This is a genomic window from Curtobacterium sp. MCLR17_032 (assembly GCF_003234795.2).
GTDB lineage: Bacteria > Actinomycetota > Actinomycetes > Actinomycetales > Microbacteriaceae > Curtobacterium.
On record NZ_CP126268.1, the window covers coordinates 521750 to 539203 of the forward strand.

At 73.9% G+C, this 17454-nt stretch carries 17 protein-coding genes; 10 read left to right on the forward strand and 7 right to left on the reverse strand.

Annotated elements, in window-relative coordinates; all coding sequences use genetic code 11:
- Positions 1–2 precede the first annotated feature (2 nt).
- The 6 genes from DEI97_RS02520 to DEI97_RS02545 are packed head-to-tail and all read left to right on the forward strand — an operon-like array spanning position 3 to position 3070.
- Positions 3–452 (forward strand): Asp23/Gls24 family envelope stress response protein, encoded by a 450-nt coding sequence (locus DEI97_RS02520; protein WP_111075899.1) that lies wholly within the window; start codon positions 3–5, stop codon positions 450–452.
- Positions 449–640: a DUF2273 domain-containing protein gene (locus DEI97_RS02525; RefSeq protein ID WP_111075900.1), complete on the forward strand. Its 192-nt coding sequence runs from the start codon at positions 449–451 to the stop codon at positions 638–640. The genes DEI97_RS02520 and DEI97_RS02525 overlap by 4 nt, the downstream gene beginning before the upstream one ends.
- Positions 637–978, forward strand: coding sequence for a hypothetical protein (locus DEI97_RS02530; protein ID WP_111075901.1), 342 nt, complete (start codon positions 637–639; stop codon positions 976–978). Before DEI97_RS02525 ends, DEI97_RS02530 begins: the two co-directional genes overlap by 4 nt.
- A 26-nt stretch (positions 979–1004) precedes the next feature.
- Positions 1005–1673 (forward strand): hypothetical protein, encoded by a 669-nt coding sequence (locus tag DEI97_RS02535; protein ID WP_111075902.1) that lies wholly within the window; start codon positions 1005–1007, stop codon positions 1671–1673.
- Complete coding sequence (locus DEI97_RS02540) at positions 1670–2251, forward strand: hypothetical protein (RefSeq protein ID WP_111075903.1); 582 nt, start codon at positions 1670–1672, stop codon at positions 2249–2251. Before DEI97_RS02535 ends, DEI97_RS02540 begins: the two co-directional genes overlap by 4 nt.
- Before the next feature lie 3 nt (positions 2252–2254).
- On the forward strand, positions 2255–3070 hold the full coding sequence (locus DEI97_RS02545; RefSeq protein ID WP_181439334.1) for an aminoglycoside 3'-phosphotransferase: 816 nt from the start codon (positions 2255–2257) through the stop codon (positions 3068–3070).
- Between the two features lie 138 nt (positions 3071–3208).
- Here the strand turns inward: DEI97_RS02545 and DEI97_RS02550 are convergent, their stop codons facing one another.
- Both DEI97_RS02550 and DEI97_RS02555 read right to left on the reverse strand, forming a co-directional pair.
- The gene (locus DEI97_RS02550; RefSeq protein WP_146248222.1) at positions 3209–4567 is read right to left on the reverse strand and encodes a peptidoglycan DD-metalloendopeptidase family protein; all 1359 of its coding nucleotides are present in this window, start codon (positions 4565–4567) and stop codon (positions 3209–3211) included.
- A gap of 126 nt (positions 4568–4693) precedes the next feature.
- The gene (locus tag DEI97_RS02555) at positions 4694–6379 is read right to left on the reverse strand and encodes a hypothetical protein (protein ID WP_111075905.1); all 1686 of its coding nucleotides are present in this window, start codon (positions 6377–6379) and stop codon (positions 4694–4696) included.
- 111 nt (positions 6380–6490) lie between these two features.
- On the opposite strand from DEI97_RS02555, the gene pyrE reads away from it, so the two are divergent.
- A complete protein-coding gene (pyrE, locus tag DEI97_RS02560; RefSeq protein WP_111075923.1) occupies positions 6491–7042 on the forward strand; it encodes an orotate phosphoribosyltransferase in 552 nt (183 codons plus the stop codon).
- Positions 7039–8982, forward strand: coding sequence for a hypothetical protein (locus DEI97_RS02565; RefSeq protein ID WP_111075906.1), 1944 nt, complete (start codon positions 7039–7041; stop codon positions 8980–8982). The genes pyrE and DEI97_RS02565 overlap by 4 nt, the downstream gene beginning before the upstream one ends.
- A gap of 98 nt (positions 8983–9080) precedes the next feature.
- Here the strand turns inward: DEI97_RS02565 and DEI97_RS02570 are convergent, their stop codons facing one another.
- Positions 9081–10034 (reverse strand): aldo/keto reductase, encoded by a 954-nt coding sequence (locus tag DEI97_RS02570; RefSeq protein ID WP_111075907.1) that lies wholly within the window; start codon positions 10032–10034, stop codon positions 9081–9083.
- Positions 10035–10124: 90 nt separating this feature from the next.
- On the opposite strand from DEI97_RS02570, the gene DEI97_RS02575 reads away from it, so the two are divergent.
- Positions 10125–10769, forward strand: coding sequence for a HEAT repeat domain-containing protein (locus tag DEI97_RS02575; RefSeq protein ID WP_111075908.1), 645 nt, complete (start codon positions 10125–10127; stop codon positions 10767–10769).
- Positions 10770–10782: 13 nt separating this feature from the next.
- Here DEI97_RS02575 and DEI97_RS02580 read toward each other — a convergent pair whose 3' ends face one another.
- Entirely contained in the window at positions 10783–11478 is a 696-nt protein-coding gene (locus tag DEI97_RS02580; protein ID WP_111075909.1) for a metal-dependent transcriptional regulator, read from the reverse strand.
- 77 nt (positions 11479–11555) lie between these two features.
- Between DEI97_RS02580 and DEI97_RS02585 the strand changes: the two genes are divergently transcribed.
- A complete protein-coding gene (locus tag DEI97_RS02585) occupies positions 11556–12455 on the forward strand; it encodes a CPBP family intramembrane glutamic endopeptidase (protein WP_284158314.1) in 900 nt (299 codons plus the stop codon).
- Positions 12456–12696: 241 nt separating this feature from the next.
- Here the strand turns inward: DEI97_RS02585 and DEI97_RS02590 are convergent, their stop codons facing one another.
- From DEI97_RS02590 to DEI97_RS02600, 3 genes are all read right to left on the reverse strand, one after another.
- Positions 12697–14628: a phospholipase C gene (locus DEI97_RS02590; RefSeq protein WP_258376809.1), complete on the reverse strand. Its 1932-nt coding sequence runs from the start codon at positions 14626–14628 to the stop codon at positions 12697–12699.
- A 61-nt stretch (positions 14629–14689) separates the two neighbouring features.
- A complete protein-coding gene (gene efeB, locus DEI97_RS02595; protein ID WP_258376808.1) occupies positions 14690–16129 on the reverse strand; it encodes an iron uptake transporter deferrochelatase/peroxidase subunit in 1440 nt (479 codons plus the stop codon).
- Positions 16126–17316 (reverse strand): EfeM/EfeO family lipoprotein, encoded by a 1191-nt coding sequence (locus DEI97_RS02600; RefSeq protein WP_111076468.1) that lies wholly within the window; start codon positions 17314–17316, stop codon positions 16126–16128. Before DEI97_RS02600 ends, efeB begins: the two co-directional genes overlap by 4 nt.
- Between the last annotated feature and the right edge of the window lie 138 nt (positions 17317–17454).

Here is a 17454-nt window from a genome sequence, read left to right on the forward strand (position 1 = left end):
TCATGGCAACGACGGCGAACTCCGACCGCGTGGACGGCACCACCACCGGCAGCACCACGACCCAGGTGACCGCGAAGGGCCGCACGGTCATCGAAGACGCGGTCGTCGCCAAGGTCGCCGGCATCGCCGCCCGCGACGTCCCCGGCGTGGTGGCCCTCGGCGGCAACACCGCGCGGGCCTTCGGCGCGATCCGCGACGCCATCGGCTCGAGCGACCTCGGGCAGGGCGTCCGCGTCGAGGTCGGCGAGACCCAGGCCGCGGTCGACCTGACGCTCGTCGTCGCCTATCCGATGCCGATGCAGGAGGTCGCCTCCGCCGTCCGGCAGGCCGTGACCGACGCCGTCACCGACCTCGTCGGGCTGCAGGTGACCGAGGTCAACATCGCGATCATCGACGTCGACATCCCCGCACTCGACGCTCCCGCCGCCGCGCCCGAGACGCGCGTCCGGTGAACACCACCGTCGTCGGCATGGCCGTCGGGGCGGTCCTGGCGGTCGTCGCCCTGACGCTCGGGTTCTGGGCGTTCGTCGTGGTCGCCGTCGCGATCGCACTCGGTGGATTGATCGGGCGGATCGTCAGCGGTGACGTCGACGTCCGTCGTCTCCTCGACGTCCTCCGCGGGCGTCGGAGTTCCTCGTGAGCGCAGCCGCGCTGCCCGGCACCGACCGGATCGCGACGCCTGCCCTCGTCCACACCGCGCAGGCCGTCGCCGCCGAGGCGCTCCGGGCACCCCTCCGGGAGGTCCGTGCCCGGGTCGTCGACGACGGTCGCGGTGCACTGGCGGTCGAGGTCACCAGCCCGCTGACCCTGCCCGCGCTCGGCTCGCACGCGGTCCCCGACGAGCCCGTCCTCGCGACGGCGCACCGGGCCCGCGCCGCGATCGCCGAGCGGTTCCGGACGATCACCGGACGGAAGGTCGAGCGCGTCTCGGTGACGTTCTCGTCCGCCGTGCTGGACGTGCCGCGGAGGGTCCGGTGAGCCCGGCAGGCACGAGTCCGGCAGACATGCGTCCGGCAGACACGCTTCCGTCGAGCACGAGTGACAGGAGCAGTGCCGCGCCCGGGTCGGGGCCCGTCACGAAGGCCCCACCGGCAGACGCGGATCGCTTCCTGCGCCGCATCGTCCGTCGCGAGACCTCGGCGCCCCGGACCCCCACCGTCGTCGTCGCGATGGTCCTGCTCCTGGTGGTCGCCGCGGCCGTCGGGACCGCCGCGGTCGTGGCGCTGCTGGACGAGCGCATCGCCGGCGTCGACCCCCGTGCCGTCGTGGACGCCGCAGTCCGTGTCCCGGCCGGTCTGCTCGACGCGGTGGTCGTCGCCATCGGTGCAGTGGTCGCCCTGCTCGGCCTCTGGTTCCTGCTGCACGGGGTCCTGCCCGCGCGTCGACCCCGGCACGCGATCCGCTCCGCCCGGCTCGGCGTGGTCGTCGACGACGAGGTCCTGGCCTCCGCCGCGGCCCGCGCCGCACGCTCGGCCACCCGCCTGGCACCGGACGCGGCCGTCGGCTCGGTCGGCCGACGGACGCTCGACGTCGTCCTGTTGCCGGCCTCCGGCGTGGACGTCGCCGTGGTCGCCGCCACCGAGGCCGTCGAACGCGAACTGGCTGCCGTCGACGCCGTCCCGCCGCTCGCTGCCCGGGTGCGCGTCCGCTCGACCGGTCGGATCGACGGATGAACGGCACGAACCGCACGCTCGGCCGCGTCGTCCTGGTGCTGGTCGGGCTGGTGTTCCTGGCGCTCGGCACCGCCGCCGTGCTGGTGCAGACGCTGCCCGCCGCGGCGGACGTCTGGCGCACGGCAGCGGACCGGACGCTCGGCGGCCTCCGCACCGGTGCGGCCGACACCTCGGCGTGGTGGTGGGCGCTCGGCGGTGCCGTCGTCCTGGGCGTCCTCGCGCTCCTCGTCCTCGGTTCGATCGGGGGTGGCCGGACCGGCACCGTGCTCGAGGACGACGGGCCCGACGGCGGGCTGCCCGGGCAGGTCCGGATCGAGGCGGCAGCCGTCGAGCACGCCCTCTCGGCCGCGATCACGCCGCTGCCGCAGGTCGCGTCCCTGGCGGTCGACGTCCGCCGCGTCCGCCGCCTCACCGCCGTCCGGATCGTCGTCCGCACCCGCCGCGGGGCACCACCCCGGGAGGTCGTCGACCGGGTCGAGGACGTCGTCCGCGACCTGGACGCACTGCTCGGGCAGCGACTGCCGGTGCTGCTCCGGATCGTCCGCGGCGGATCGTCGCGGCCCGACCGGGTGCGCTGAGCCGTGGCGCCGACCGACGACCTCGCCGGCCGCGGCGGGCAGCCGGATGCGCCGGTGACCGTGCCGGATGCCGTCGCCGAACTCGCCGCCGGCCGGACCCTCGTGCCGGTGTGGGTGAACACCGCGGGTGGGAAGACCTTCCGGATCGGACCGTCCCCCGACCGTGCCGAAGGGTACGTGAAGTGGGTCCCGCCGCACTACGCGCCGTGGGTCGCCGCGGAGGTCGCGCGCCTGCAGTGGGCCGGCCGATGGCTCACCGTGCCGGATGTCGTCGAGCACGGAGCGGACGGGTCCGGCGCCTGGATGGTCACCCGGCCCGTCGTCGGCTGGAGCGCGGTCGACCCGCGGTGGCACGACGACCCGCGCACGGCGGTCATCGCGGTCGGTGAGGGGCTGCGGGCGCTGCACGAGACCCTGCCCGTGGCCGCCTGTCCGTTCTTCTGGTCGACCGACGAACGGGTCGACCGTGCACGGGCAGCGGGGCGGGACGTCGACGCGATGGGGTCGACGCCGGAGACCGACCAGCTGGTCGTCTGCCACGGGGACGCCTGCACGCCGAACACGCTGGTCGGCGACGACGGCCGGTGGGTCGGGCACGTGGACCTGGGCGACCTCGGGGTCGCGGACCGGTGGGCGGACCTGGCGGTGGCGTCGATGAGTCTCGGCTGGAACCACGGACCCGGCTGGGACGACCTGTTCCACGAGGCGTACGGGGTGCCGCAGGACCGGGACCGGACCGCCTGGTACCGGATGCTGTGGGAGCTGGACGTCGACGACGTGGACGACCCGCGGGGTGCGGCAGGAGCCTCCCGGCCCTGACCGGACGACTGGCCGCGACGACGGGCCGGGCCGCGGTGACGGGCCGGGCCGCGGTGACGGGCCGGGCCGCGGTGACGGGCCGGGCCGCGGTGACGGGCCGGGCCGCGGTGACGGGCCGGGTCGAGCCGCCGACGCGGTCTAGAAGCCGACGCCCCGTGCGGCCATGAAGCCGACCGGGTTCACCGTGCCGCCGCCGACGTGCGTCTCGAAGTGCAGGTGGCACCCGGTCGAGTTGCCGGTCGAGCCGACGAGGGCGACGAGCGCACCCGCCCCGACCTGCTGCCCGGGGGAGACCCGGAAGCCGCCGTCGACGATGTGGCCGTACGCGGTCTTGACGCCGCCACCGTGGTCGATGCGGACGTAGTTGCCGTACCCGCCGTAGCGGCCGACGTACTCCACCGTGCCGGCGGACGCGGCGACGATCGGAGTGGAGCAACCGCTGCCCAGGTCGAGGCCGTCGTGCATGGCGACCGCGCCGGTGTAGGGGTTCACACGGACCCCGTAGCCGCTGGTGATCCAGCCGCCGGCGGGACGGACCCAGCCCGACCCGGAGCCCGAGCCGACGGGGGCGCCACCGCCACCACCGGAGGACGAACCGCCACCGCCGCCGCCGCCCTGGTTCGCGGCGGCTGCGGCGGCCGCAGCCTGCTGGGCACGGAGCTGACGGGCGATCTCGGCCTCGAGCGCCTTGCGCTTGCGCTCTTCCTCCGCCTTGCGGATCCGCTCGCCCTTCTCGTACTGCGCCTCGGTCGTGGCGCGACCCGAGGTCAGCGAGGTGAGCTGCGCTTCGAGCCGGGACTTGTTGCCCTCTTGCTCGTCGGTGGCGGCCTGCGCCCGGTCGGAGGCGGCCTGCGCCTCGCCCATCCGGTCCTGCGCGGCCTGGGCCAGGTCGGCGAGCTTCAGCGCTGCGCGGTCGGCCTGGGCGGTGAGGGACCGGGCGACGGAGGCGTCGGTGGTGGCCGCGGTCTCGACGCGTTCGGCCTGCTCGGACAGCTTGCTCAGCGCCCCGAGGTCGTAGAGCAGGTCGCGGGAGTCCTCGCCGCCGGTGATCACGCTGGTGGTGACGTCGGCGCCGCCGGAGCGGGCCATCTGCGCGGCGAACCGACCGGCCTGCGCGGCGCTGGCCTCGGCGATCTCGGCGTGCTCCTCGGCGTCGTCGCGGAGGGCCTGCTCCTTCTCTGCCGCACGGAGGGCCTTGCGCTGCGCGGCCTCGAACACCTGCCCCAGCCGCTCGGCCTCGGCCTTCGCAGCGTCGGCTCTGTCGGACAACTCCGCGATGAGGCCGCGGATCTCGACGATCTGCGACTGCTTCGCGGACTCCTTGCCACGGGCCGCGACGACGTCGTCCCACGACGGGTACGAGGCCGCCTGGGCGACCGGCGCGTCGAGGACCAGCGAGCCGACCAGGCCGACGATCGCGAGCGCGGTGGCGAGCAGGCGTCGGCGGCCCGGCGAGGCGGAGCGGGGACGGGGAGCGGGGACCACGGAGCGAGACATCGGAACGGAGCCTATACATCCACACAGGTGGAACCCTGCGGCGACGCTCCGCTGTGGAGGACTCGGGCACGCAGGTCGGCCTGTGGAGGACGAGTACCCCGCTGCAGAGCCCGCTGGCCGCCGGGCTCAGAACCCCCGGTCGCGCAGGATCTGCTCCGCCGACCCGACGACCCGCTGCCGCAGCACTTCCGCGCCCCGGGTGCCCGCGTAGTCGTAGACGTCGTACCCGGTGCAGTGCGTGATCGTCGCCGGGCGGCCGAGCGAGTCCTCGACCGGCGTGGTCCAGACGTCCCCGGACCCGATCACGACGTAGTCCGGTCGCGCGTCCCGGTAGGCGCCGAGGTCGACGAGCCACGGGTACGTGTCGAACGAGTCGCGGACCTGCAGCAGCCGGACGTCCTGCTCGGCGTAGGCGGCGAGCGGACGCACGGTCCAGAACTGGCCGACGCCGACCGGGTCCCGCCCGTCGCTCCGCTGCGCGTCGACCCAGCGGTCCAGGCAGGTCACCGGTGTGTACTGCGCCACGGCGACGGCCCGGACGGTGCCCGGTGTCACGGCGACGCCGAGGACGAGCACCGCTGCGGCCGCGACCGCCAGCGCGGTCCGCAGGCCGCGCACCGGTCGGTGCACCCGGGTACGGCGGACCGCGGTGCGGGTGAGCTCGCACACCGCGACGACGGCGAGCAGCGGCATCGCGACGACCGGCTCGAGGTAGCGCGGCGTCTCCGACCCGGCGACGACCACCCCGACGGACACCGCCACGATGGTCACGAGGGGCAGCGCGGTCGCCACGAGCACCGTCCGGGAGGTCCGTGCACGCCAGGCCCAGACCGTGCCGCCCGCGCTGAGCAGCACCCCGAGCAGCATCAGGAGCAGCCCGGCGTCCCCAGCCGCCGACGCCGCCCGGTCGTCGGTGAGCGACGCGAAGAAGGCCGCGGTCGCCCCGGCCTGCTCCGGGTGCACGTAGGTCGAGGGGTCGAGCGAGACGAAGGGCCGCAGCGGGATCCGCAGGAGGTACCCGACGACCGCCCCGAGCGTCAGCGTCGCCGCCACCCAGACTGCCGGTCGCCAGGGCACGCGGCGGGCGAGTGCGAGCAACGCCAGCGTGACGACGACCGGTGCCGCCGACCACGGCACGTACAGCGGGTTGGAGGCCGTGCTCAGCGCCGCCACGAGGCCGAGCGTCACGAGGACGGGGACCGACGCACGCCCGGTCCGGACCGCGCGGAGCACCAGGACGGCGGTCCCGAGCATCGCGAGCACCGCGCCGTAGTAGTAGGTCGTGGTGAGGAGGAGCGAGGCCAGCTCGAGCGAGGTCGCGGTCGCCGACGACTCCGTGAGCACGAGCATGGTGAGCAGGACGACGGCGATCACGGACACGGCGACGCGTGCCGGACGCGCGGCCGACGGCATGAGTTCGTTCGCAGCCGCCCGCACGAGCGCGTACACGGCGAGCAGCACGAGCACCCCGTTCAGCGCCAGCGCCTGCTGCGGGGTCGTCGTCACGGCCGCGGTCGCCAGGTACACCGGCAGCTCGGGGAAGAAGAACAGCGCCGGGGACATCGCCCACTCGAACGGCTGCCCGAGTGCGATCGAGCGTGCGACCAGCGGCAGGAGCACCGAGTCGCCGTCGTACCAGAGCAGCGTGACCCGCGCCGTGGCGAGCACGTGCCGCAGCGCCACCATCGCGAGCACCAGGGCAAGCACGGCTCCGACGGCCTCGTGCGCGACCGCCCGGGCGAGGGCGGATCGCGGGCGGCGGTCGCCGGCCTCGATCGGTCGGACGCCGTCCCGCGGACGGGCGAGGGGCATGACCGGAGCGTACCGGCGTCGGCATCGGAGCAGCCGGACAGTGCGCCCTGCGGGAGTGCACAGCACAGCCGGGTGGGCGCGGAACGGCGGTCGCCGCTACCCTTGACCCTCGTGACCCACGCGCGCGAGCAGTTGATCGAGCACATCAAGGCCGATGCGGTCTTCCACGGCGACTTCACGCTGACCAGCGGGAAGCAGGCGTCGTACTACATCGACCTCCGCAAGGTGAGCCTCGACCACCGCGTCGCGCCGCTGATCGGCCAGGTGATGACCGACCTCATCGCGAGCATCCCGGACGTCGACGCCGTCGGTGGTCTGACGATGGGCGCCGACCCGATCGCGAGCGCCGTGCTGCACCAGTCGGCAGCGCGCGGTGGTTCGTACGACGCCTTCGTCGTCCGCAAGGAGCCGAAGGACCACGGCCGCGGCCGCCAGGTCGAGGGCCCGGACGTCCGCGGCAAGCGCGTCATCGTGCTCGAGGACACCTCGACCACCGGCGGCTCGCCCCTCAAGGCCGCCGAAGCACTCGAGCGTGAGGGCGCCGTCATCGCCGCCGTCGCCGTCGTCGTCGACCGGGACACCGGCGCCAAGGAGAAGATCGAGGCAGCCGGCTACCCCTACCTCGCGGCGATCGGGCTGGCCGACCTGGGGCTGTCCGCGTGACCGAGGAGCGTCCGGAGGGGCGCGACGAGTCCGACCGGTCGGTCGCGCCCGAAGACGGGGGCGACGGACAGGAGGCTCGGCGCGGTCCCGATCCGGACGCTCCGTTCCACGGTCTCCGCAGTGCGGCCGACATCTTCGGTGCGCCGATCACGGAAGAGGAGTGGCCGTCCCGCCGCGAGCGTCGGGAGGCCGAACGGGCCGCCCGGCAGGCGGGGCAGCCCGAACCCGAGCCCTTCACCGCCCCGGCCTCCGTGCCCGCGTCAGCCCCGCAGGCGGACCACGAGCAGGCCGACCACGAGCCGCACGCCGACGAGACCGATGAACCCGATGAACCCGCTGCCGCGGTCGACCCTGCGGCGACCCAGGCGATCTCGATGCCCGAGCAACTCGCCCTGCCCGGTGGCGTCGCCGGCCGGGTACCGCCGCCTGCTGCCGTGCCGCCGGTGTCGAACGCGCCGGACCCCCGTGCCATCACGCTGCCGACCGCGCGCTCGGACCGCGACCTCCGTGCTGCCGAGGCCCGGGCGATCGAGGACGAGCGCCGCCGCACCGACCCGGACGGCGTCGGCCGTGACGACGTCGACTGGCTCGGCCGGGCCCGTCCGTCCGCGACACCGCTGCCGCCCGAGTCCGTGCAGTCCGCGCCGGTGCCCCCGTCGTTCCGCGGCGGTCCGGACGCGCAGCCGCTCGGGGTGCAGGACGCGCTGCCGCCGACGTCCGAGCCGCCGACCTTCACGGAGCTCCTCCGCCTGGGCGACGACGTCGACGCCGCTCCCCAGGCTGACCGTCCCTTCGACTGGTCCCTGCTGGACGACCAGACCGGCGAGGTCCCGACGACCCTGACCCGCGACGCGTTCGACACGAACCTGGTCGCGGCGGAGTCCTGGGCGACCGGCACCGGCCTGGGCGCCGAACCCGTCGAGGAGTCGGCGAGTGCGTCCGCCGCACCCGCTGCCTCGGTTCCCCCGGGCGCTGTCACCCCGACGGCGGGCACCGTGCCGGACCACGACTGGGCCGACGAGCGGACCACCCCCTCGGGCTCGAGCTGGTCCCTCAGCGACGACGCGGCCCGTACCGGCGAGGTCTTCCCCGGCGACGTGGACGTCGTGGTCCCTCGTGACACGACGGTCGACGCGCCGGACGCCGACACCCGCGCCGCCGACGCCAACGACGACGCCGACGACGACCTGGCCGACGACGGCGGTTCCGCCCCGACGGCTGCGTTCTCCCCGCGGTCCGCCGCCGCGGTCCCGCCGCCCGCAGTCCCGTCGCCCTCGGTACTGCCGACCCCCGAGGTGCCGTGGTGGGAAGCCGACGACGACGGCACCGACCGACGATCGGCCGTCCCACCGCTCGTGGAGCCCGCACGGCAGGAGCCGGCACGCCAGGACCCCGCACGCCAGAGCGCCGCACCGCAGGACCACGCCGCCGCGTGGCCGATGCCGGACTGGCAGACGCCGACGGCAGCGGGCCCCGCCGGTGACGACGACGGCACGCCGGGCCCGCGCGGCCTGGCGCCCGAGGACATCGACCAGTCCGAGTGGCAGGGCCGCGAGACGAGCGACACCGGCGTCATCAAGGACCTGTTCGGCACCGAGGCGATCCAGCAACTCCGCGACGCCAGCCCCCGGGAGGACACCAGCACCCGGATGATGCCCGCCGTCGCCCGACCCGAGCAGCCCGCAGCAGCAGGCCCCGGAGCGAACGCGGCCGATCGCGACAACTTCATCAACGAGGGCTTCGCCCGCCTGCAGAACGAGGGGCGTCGCGGCAAACAGCTCCTGGTCTACGGCTCGATCGCGATCATCGTGGTGCTGCTGGTCCTCGTGCTGCTCATCACCACGTGGATCCGCGGCAACACCATCGACGACCACCCGGCGTCCCCGTCGAGCAGCCCGGCCGCAGCGCTCTCGGTGCAGCCGCCCGGCAGCGGCGGCTGACGGTCACCGACGCACCACGTGACGGACGGGAGGCTCCCCACCAGCTGGTGGGGAGCCTCCCGTCCGTCAGTCGGTCGCGATCCGCGACCGTGCCCTGGTCAGGAGGACGCGGGGACCGCTGCCGACACGTCGGTGAGCGTCTGCAGCTCCTCGGCGCTGAGGTCGAGCTCCGCCGAGGCGAGGAGCGCCGGCAGCTGCTCGGTGTTGCGCGCCGACGCGATCGGCGCGACGACGTCCGGCTGCGCCTGCAGCCAGGCGAGCGCGACCGAGGCGATCTCGGCGGAGTGCGCCGACGCGATCTCGGACAGGGCCTCGACGACGGCGAGACCCTGGTCGGAGAAGTAGCCGGAGACCTGGCCCTCGCGGTCCTTGCCCGCGAAGTCCTGCTTCGTCCGGTACTTGCCCGTCAGGAAGCCGGCGGCCAGTGCGAAGTACGGCACGACGCCCAGGTGCTCGCGAGCGGCGAGCGGTGCGATGTCGGACTCGTAGGGCTCGCGGGTGACGAGGTTGTAGTGCGGCTGGATCGCGACCGGCACGGCCAGGTCGTGCTCCTTCGCCAGGCGGATCCACTCCGCGGCGCGCTCGTCCGAGTAGTTCGAGATGGCGGTGTAGCGGACCAGGCCTTCGCGGACGAGCTGGTCGAACGCGCGGACGGTCTCCTCCAGCGGGGTGTCCTGGTCGTCGAAGTGGGCGTAGTAGAGGTCGATCCGGTCGGTGCCGAGGCGCTGCAGGCTGGCGCGTGCGGCCTTCGCGACGTTGTCCGCCGACAGACCGGGGAACTCGGGGTGCTGCGACACCTTCGTGGCGATCGTCACGTCGTCACGCTTGCCGGACGCGGCGAACCACGAGCCGATCACGGTCTCGGACTCGCCGCCGGAGTTGCCGTCACCCCACGCCGAGTACACGTCCGCGGTGTCGATGAAGTCGCCGCCGGCACCCGTGTAGGCGTCGAGGACCCGGTGCGAGGTGGCCTCGTCCGCGGTCCAGCCGAAGACGTTGCCTCCGAGGGCGAGGGGGAAGACGGTGAGGTCACTGGAGCCGATGCGGGGCATGCTGCAGTCCTTTCAGGTCGGTACGGACTGCTCCACGCTATGCCCCTCGCCGGGCTGCCACTCAGGTGCGCGGGGTGAGGTGGAGGAGCCATGCCGACGCTCTCCTCGTACCTCACCGACCCCCGCCCCGCCGTCCGTCTGCGGGCGGTGATGGCCGCCGGGACCACCCCCTCGGTGGACGAGCTGGACCTCCTCGTGGCGCAGTGCGCCGTGGAGCCGGACCTGCAGGTGCGGGAGATGCTCACGTGGGCGTTGGTGCGCCTCCCGGCCGACGTGGTCGTCCCGCGCCTGCTCGACGAACTGGACCGACCGGAGGCGCAGGCGCGGAGTCAGGCTCTGCACACCCTGTCGAAGATCCGCGACGGGTCGGTGTACCCGCAGGTGGCGCGGCTGCTCGGTGACGTCGACCCCGGGGTCGCGCGGACGGCGTGGCGCGCTGCGGCGCTGCTCGCCCCGGAGGACGGCAAGCCCGCGCTGGCTCGGACCCTCGCGGTGCAGCTCGGCCACGGGGACGAGGAGACCCGGCTGGCACTGAGCCGCGCGATCGCCGGGCTCGGGGCGGAGACCGCCTCGCCGGTCCTGGACGCGGCGGCGTCGCACCGGAGCGCGGCCGTCCGGGAGCACGCGGCCGAGACCGCGCGGTTGCTGGAGGACCCGGACGCCGGGTCAGCGCTGGCGCTCGCCCGGGCGCGGCGTGAGGTCGCCCTCGGTCGGACGCGTTCGGCGAAGGGCTGACGCGGCCTGCCGGTCAGTGCGGGGCGTCGGGGGTCAGCCAGATGGCGGTCGCGGCGGCGGCCGGGAGGTCCACCATCGCCTCCGCCCCGCCGGCGTCACGCCGCGAGACCGCCACAACCCCCGCGTAGTCCCGCACCTGCTCGACCCGCAGGTGCGTCCCCAGTCCGACACCGAGCTCGTCGAAGTACCGCAGCAGCGCCGGGTCGTCGTCGGACACCCGCTCGACCGTCCCGCAGACGCCAGGGTCGACCGTGCCGAGGAGCGAGCCGGGGGAGTCCGGCACGACGCCGTCCGCGCTCGGGATCGGGTCGCCGTGTGGGTCGTGCGTCGGGTGGCCCAGGTCGGCGTCGACCCGGTCGAGGAAGGTCTCCGACACCGCGTGCTCGAGCGCCTCGGCCTCGGTGTGCACCTCGTCCCACGAGTAGCCGAGCCGCTCGACCAGGAACGTCTCGATCAGGCGGTGTCGGCGGACCATGGCGACGGCGGCCTGCTGCCCGAGCGGGGTGAGCACCACGCCGCGGTACAGCGTGTGCTCGATCAGCCCGTCGCGGTCGAGCTTCCGGAGGTTGCCGGACACGGTCGAGGCGGACACGTGCAGGGCTGCGGCGATGTCCCGCGTGGCGAGACCGCCGTCGCCGCCGCGCTCGGAGGCCTTCCAGACGAGCTTGACGTAGTCCTCCGCCATGGTGCTGAGCGAAGGCAGACGCATGGGGCAATCGTACGACCGACACCGCTCCGGTCGACACCGGGACGGTCGACACTGGTACAACCGTCAGGGTGACCCCCGTGCAGCCTCCCGCCGTTCGTCGCCGCAGACGGTGGTGGCCGGTCCCGCCGTCGTTGCTCGTCGGCATCGCCCCGCTGGTGCTCTTCGCGACGTACAGCATCGTCCGCTCGCGCCCGAGTGACGACTACGACTCGCTCGGCCTGACGACCGACAGTGTCCTGCACGACCTGGTGCTGCCGGAGTCGATCGTCGCCGGGGTGATGGTCGTGCTCGTCACCGCGCTCGGCTGGTGGCGGATCGCGACCGTCGACCCGACCCGCGGGCGCCCACGGTGGACGCTGCTCGCGCCGGTCCTGATCCTGGCGGTGTGCATCGGACGGCTGCCGCTGGTCGACTGGGCGGGGAAGTCGGTGGACTACTTCCTGCTCCTCACCGTCGGGGTGCTGCTCGTCGGGGTCTTCGAGGAGCTGCTGACCCGCGGTGTCCTGCTCGTCGGACTGCGGCGGCGCCTGCCCGAGTTCGGGGTGTGGATCGCGTCGTGCGTGCTGTTCGGGCTGCTGCACTTCGTCAACATCCTGGCCGGGGCGCCGGTGTCCCAGACGGTGGTGCAGGTGGTGTTCGCCGCCTCGTTCGGATCGACGCTCTACCTGGCGCGGCGGCTGACCGGCAACCTGCTCGCCCCGGTGCTGCTGCACGCGTTCTGGGACTTCGGTGCGATCGCGGTCAGTGCCTCGCGGGGCGCCGGGCTCGACTTCTTCCTCGTCGGGCTGCTCGGCCTGGCGTCGTTCGCGGTGCTGCTGCTCGGTGTGGTCGCCGGCGCGTTGGTCGCCTGGCGGGATGACCGTGCCTGGCGACAGGGGCGCCGGTGGCGGACCGTGCCCGCGATGGACCGCACCGGTGTCGACGGGGGTGGGGCGGGCCTCCCGGCCGGGGTGGGACCGGTGCCGCTCGCGCGCTGACGGGGGCGCGCGCTGGCCCGCTCGCGCGCTGGTCCGCGCGCGTGCTGGCCCGCTCGCGCGCTGGCGGAGACCCGTGCTGGCGGGGACGCGCGCTGGCCCGGTCGCGTGCTGGTCCGCGCGCGTGCTGGCCCGCTCGCGCGCTGGCGGAGACCCGTGCTGGCGGGGACGCGCGCGCTGACGGAGACGGGGAGGCGGTGCCCCGGAGCGCAGGACGCTCCGGGACACCGCCGGTGCGGACCCGTCAGGCGCGACGGCGGAGCTGGCGACGACGCAGCACGATCAGGCCGATGCCCGCCAGCAGGAACACGATCGTGGCGATCGAGACGCCGGTGAGCTGCGCACCCGTATAGGCGAGCCGGTTCGCGTGCGCGCCGGTCTGGGGCGGGTCGGCGACCGTCCGTCCGCCGGTTCCGGTGCCGGTGCCGGTGCCGCCCCCGGTTCCCGTGGTCGGGCTGGTACCCGTCCCGGAGCCCGTGCCGGTGCCGCTACCGCTGCCGGAACCGGGCGTGCCGGTCGGCGTCCGCGTCGGGGTGGGTGTCGGAGTCGGGGTCGCAGCCGTCGACACGATCCGGCTGACCGCGCCGGTCCTGGTGTCGAGCAGCACCTCGCGCTGCTGCGGGTGGGCGAAGTCGAGCATGCCCCGGATCGATCCGGCGCGTGCGTCGAACGACTGGTCACCGATGCGGCCGGTCGACCAGTTGTCCTCGATGAACTTCGTGGTCGAGGTCTGCTCGATCGCGGTGTGGTCGACGGCGTTCTGCTTGGCGAACGGCGAGATGACCAGGTACGGCAGGCGCTGCGAGGGACCGCAGCGGTCCAGGTAGCCGCCGGCGACGCCGACCTTCGTGGCGGCCGTCGTGCAGACCGTGGTGTCGGTCGACGAGTCGGTCGACCCGTTCAGGACGGTCGGCGCGACGTGGTCGTACCAGCCGTCCGAGTCGTCGTAGTTGATGACGATCGCGGTGCTCGCCCACTCGGGGGACTGTTCGATCTCGTTGATCTTCGATGTCAAGAACTCCTGCTCGTCCAACGGGTCGGAGTACGCGGCGTGGCCGTCCTGGGCCTCGGGGGCCTTGAGGAAGGAGACCGCCGGCATCCGGTGCTCGGCGAGCGCGGTGTCGAACGCGGTCAGGTCGTACTGGTGGTTCGCCCGGTCGGTGTACCCGATCATGCTGTCGCTCGTCGGCGCGAGGTGGTGCGGGTTCGACGTCGAGGCGTAGTAGGCGAACGGGTTGTGGTGCGGCGAGTAGTCGGTGACGACGGTGCCGCCGACGTTGGTCCGAGAGGCGTCGCACTTGGCGAACGACCCGGCTCCCGCGGCGGCCGTGGTCGGTGCGAAGCCGCCCTGGAACCAGCCCCAGGTGACGCCCTTCGCGTTGAGCAGGTCGCCGATGTTCTTCCCCGACATCTTCACCAGGTTCGACGTCGACGTGTGGTCCTTGTCGGAGCAGTCGTCGAAGGCGGGGTCCGGGTCGGCGATGACGGTGCCCTGGCCGGCGGCGTCCTTCCCGACGACCGCGGTCGAGGTGACGACGGGCGCTCCGGTGACCGAGTCGACGCCGGTGCCACCGTGGGTGTTGCCGCTGATCAGGTTGAGCGCACCGGGGGTGGACGGGCCGAAGCCGGTGTCCCAGGCGTTGTCGCTCATCGCGTAGTTCTGGGCGTAGTTCCAGAGCCCGGTGGTCGTGTTGCCGTCGTAGTGGTCCATCGTGAGGCCCGGCGAACCGTACAGGCCGGTGCAGGTGTCGACCGAGGTGCTCTCGACGAACTTGTCCATGGCACCGGCGTCGACGGCCTTCTGCTCCGGCAGGTAGTTGTGGTTCTGGTCGCAGGTGAGCGCCTGCGCCGGGCTCAACCGTGACGGGGCGTAGGCGTTCGGGTTCTTCGTCAGCGTCCCGGACGACGCGAGCGTGTTCGCGGCGGGGGTCCCGGCGGCGGCGGTGAAGGGCGTCCCGTCCGTGTTCGCGGCCTTCGGGTAGGTGCCGAAGTAGTGGTCGAACGACACGTTCTCGTCGTACAGCACGACGACGTGCTTGATCGGCGTGGTGGTGTTCAGGGAGTTGTCGGCGGCGGACGCCGACTGCGGGACGGCGAGGGCCGTCGCGGCGACGGCCGCGAGGGCCATCACGGCGAGCGCTCCCTGTTGGAGACGTCGCTCGGAAGGTCGGAACACGTGGGTCCTCTTTCTGGGTGGGGCGTTCGGTGTCGTGGGTGACGTGCCGCTGGGAGCGGGTCTAGGTCCGGGCGAGGAGCCCGCGCCCCAGCCAGTCGTCCGCGTGCCGGACGCCGGGGAGGGCGAAGTAGTAGCCGCCGCCGACCGGCGAGACGTAGTCGACGAGCGGCTCGTCGACCAGGCGCTTCTGCACGGCCACGAACTGCCGGTCGAGGTCCGCCTGGAAGCACGCGAACAGCAGCCCCATGTCGAGGTTGCCGTTCGCGTCGGTGCCGTTGTCGTAGTTGTACGGACGACGGAGCATCTGCTGCTTCCGGGCCTCGGCCGTGCGCGGGTTCGCGAGCCGGATGTGCGCGTCCATCTGGATGACGTCGCCGGTGGGGTCGTCCTGGTAGCGCGGGTCGTCGAACTCGTCGCTGCGGGTCAGGGGCGCCCCGGAGTCGCGGTGGCGGCCGATCATCTCCTCCTGCTCCTGGATCGAGACGCGGTCCCAGAACTCGACGAACATCCGGATGGTGCGGACGACGTGGTAGCTGCCGCCGGTCACCCAGGCGGGTTCGCCGTCCCGGTCGCCGCGGGTCCAGACGAGCTCGTCCATCCGGTCCCGGTCGGTGGTCGACGGGTTCCCGGTGCCGTCCTTGAAGCCGAGCAGGTTGCGGGGTGTGCCGGACGGCCGGGGCGGGGAGCCGAAGCCGTCCTGTCGCCACCGCACCTGCATGCCGCCGCGGGTCGCGCGGGCGATGTCGCGGACGGCGTGCAGGACCGTGTCCGTGTTGTGGGCGCACACCTGCAGGAGCAGGTCGCCGTCGCAGATCGACCGGTCCAGGTCGTCGTTCGGGAAGTCCTCCATGGTGCGGAGTCGGGCCGGCCGCTGTCCCGCCAGGCCGTACCGGTGGTCGAAGAGCGACGCGCCGACGCTGGCGGTGACGGTCAGGCCGTCGGCGGGGACGTCCGGGCCGAGGACCCCGGAGTCGGCCGGCGGTGCGGTGATGCCGACGTCCGCCGGTGTCCCACCCCGGGTCAGGGCCCGGGCACGCTCGGTGATGGTGCGGAGCAGGTCGGCGAGTTCCGCGCGGCTGCCGACGGTCGTGTCGAACGCCAGGAACGCCGACTGTCGCTGCGCCGGCGTGGTGATCCCGGCCTGGTGGGCGCCGTGGAACGCGTACGACGTCCGGGCGCTCGCGTCGTCCGCGCGGGTCGCGGCGGCTGCCTCGGTCTGGAGGCCCGGAACCCCTCCGACGGTCAGGCCCACCGCCGCAGCGGCTCCCGCTCCGGCGCCGACCGCGCCCGTCAGGAACGCCCGGCGGCCGAGTGGGCGGCGCGGTGCCGGTGTCTTTGCCGATGCCGGCACCGGCACCGGGTCTGCGGGCGCCGGCTCGGTGTCCGCGGTCGGGACGCCCGCGGGGCAGACGGTACCCGCCGCGGTGAGCCCGGCTCGTGCGTGCGCCTCGACCATCAGGCGGTGGGTCGCAGCGTCCATGCCGTGTCCGGGGGTGGTCACGAGGTCCTCCTCGGTTGACAGATGGCGGCGACGGGGGCGAGCAGTTCGAGGGCACGGTCGAGCGCGGCGTCCAGGTGCTCGCGCGCCGAGCCGTCCAGGTCGTCGAGCGCCGCCCAGCTGCCGTCGGACCGCCGGTGCGACTCGACCTCGGTGCGGAGGGACTGCAGGGCACGCTCGGTCTCGGCGAGCTCCGGGTACCGCGTCCGGAGGATCCCGTGCAGGGGGTCGAGCGCGTGCTCGGTCCCGGCGATGTTCGCGTCGATCGTCGCCAGTGTGGTGTGGCTGCCCGCGTCCGACCGCCCGGTGACCTCGAACTGCAGCGCGTTCTCGAGGATCTCGTGCGAGCGCAGGCCGACGTCGAGCGGGTCGACGCGGGAGTCCGGGAAGACGCGCTGGAGGTGCGTGACGGCCGCGACCAGCGCGTCGGCCGGGGCGAGTGCCCGGGTGACCGGTGCGCCGGACCAGAGGAGGGCCTCCAGGCGGTGGAACCCGGTCAGGTGCGGGTCGTCGGGTGCCGTCCGTCCGGAGGCAGGCAGGCCGTCGATCGCGGTGTCGTCGTCGCCGAACGCGCCGTAGGCGGCACCGAGCTGTTCGTACTCGCGGTGTCCGGTGAGCCAGTCGCGCTCGGCCGCGGCGACGTCCCCGGCGTGCACGTCCGCGTCGAGCGCGCGCACGTCGGCGAGCAGGACCGGCAGGCGTCCCTCGATCCAGTCGCCGTACGACTTCGCGGCGGGGATCAGGTCGGCGCGGGTGACCGGGACGATGCCCGGCGCAGCACCGGCCACGTGCGTGGCACCGCGCACGTGGACCACCGGGCCGGTCTCGGGCTCACCGTCGGCGGGCAGGCAGCGGAAGCGGTAGTCGCCGCGGGCCAGGCGGACGCGGTAGGTCTGGGCTGCGCCGGAGCCCAGGCCCTCGGCGTCGAGGAAGACCGCACCGTCGGCCGGGTCGACGAGCTGGACCTCGATGCCCGCCACGGACGTGTTCTCGATCCGGAGGGTCTGGGTGCCGGACCGGGCCCCGGCGTCACCGGGCCAGCCGGACCCGCACGTGTCGGTCCCGACCCGGACCGTGTACCGGGTCGGCGTCGGGGCGCTCGCCGGGGTCAGGTGGGTGGCGACGAGGGCGGCTGCGACGACGGCACCGAGCACGCCGACGACCGCGGCCGTCGTGGCGCGAACAGACATCGACACGGCTGGTCCCAACTGAGCAGTTTCACAGAAATCCCTGGTCAGAGGCTGGTTCGCCTCGATCACGGGCAACCATAGAGTCGCTCGGGGGCCAGTTCGCCTGCCGTTCACCGCAGGGCGGTTCTGTTCACCGGA